At 52.7% G+C, this 1,148-nt stretch carries 1 protein-coding gene; it reads right to left on the bottom strand.

What is annotated here, in order from left to right:
• A partial coding sequence (locus tag D777_RS17550; RefSeq protein ID WP_036135077.1) for an IS110 family RNA-guided transposase occupies nucleotides 1-941 on the bottom strand: 941 nt, incomplete at its 3' end.
• Nucleotides 942-1,148: the final 207 nt, after the last annotated feature.

Below are 1,148 nucleotides of genomic sequence, written 5' to 3'. Positions count from 1 at the left end.
CCCCGCCATGATTCCTGGTTTTTGATCATGGTATTGAGCACCACAATCATCTTTCTCATGCAGGCGATGAGGGCGACTTTCGGGATTTTGCCCTGGGCTTTCAGGCGTTCGTAAAAGCGTTTGAACACCGGATTGCATTGGATAGATGAGAGCATGGCCATAAACATCACGGTGCGAACTCTGTGGCGGCCACCTCTTATCCTTCGTTTGCCATTGAGCTTGCCACTGTCTCGGTTGATGGGAGCTACGCCGACAAGCGCCGCAATCTCCTTGCGGTTCAGCGAACCGAGTTCTGGAAGTTCACTCAGGAACGTGTAGGCGAGCACTTTTCCAACGCCAGGCACGCTGGTCATGATTTCCATTTTGGTACGCCACTGATCCACTTTGGCCACCTCCTGCTCGATTTGCCGGGTGACCGTTTCAATCTGGCCCTGGAGCATTCGAAGTAGACTTTTGATGGACCGATGAAGGGATTTTGGCAGGATTTGGAGACGGTTTTTCTCCATGGTGGACATTTCCAGGAGCTGAGAGCGACGGATCAGTAAGTCCTTAATCTTCTGGGAGGTTTTGTCGGGAATAGGCTTGAGTTCAGGTTTCAGTGTGGCGGCATATTGCGCGATGACCTGGGCATCAATCCGGTCGGTTTTGGCGAGCACGCCAATGGCCTGAGCGTAGCGTCGGACGCTGATGGGATTGACGACGATGATCGGTAAATCGGCTTTATCGCAAGCTTGAACCAGGGCATGTTCATGTCGACCAGAGGCTTCAACAACGATGCGTTCGATCTCGTAGTTTTTGAGGATTCGAACGAACCGGCGAATGTGCGCTTCGGTATTTGGGATGGTGTAAAACTGCCCGGAGGGATGAAGGGCGATGTCCAGATTGGCTTTACCGACATCGACACCGATATTGACTGGGGTTTGGATTTCCGTGTTGTTCATAATAAGCTGACTCTGCCTTGCTATACGGGCTCGAGGCCCCGATGACTGTTCGAGTTATCGCTTGAGAGTCATGCAACGCTACGCACTTGTTATCGGTCTCTCGGAAGAGGAGCCGTCGCTCAATCGAGCTGCTGCATGAAGGCCCCCAGCGGCCACTGGGGGTGGGCCTCAATTTACCCAAAACACGGAAGGAATTGTCCATACAAG

The sequence above is a fragment of the Marinobacter nitratireducens genome (assembly GCF_000708045.1).
Taxonomy (GTDB): Bacteria; Pseudomonadota; Gammaproteobacteria; order Pseudomonadales; family Oleiphilaceae; genus Marinobacter; species Marinobacter nitratireducens.
The sequence above is the reverse complement of the archived record's forward strand: the minus strand, read 5'-3'. Positions and strand labels throughout refer to the sequence as shown.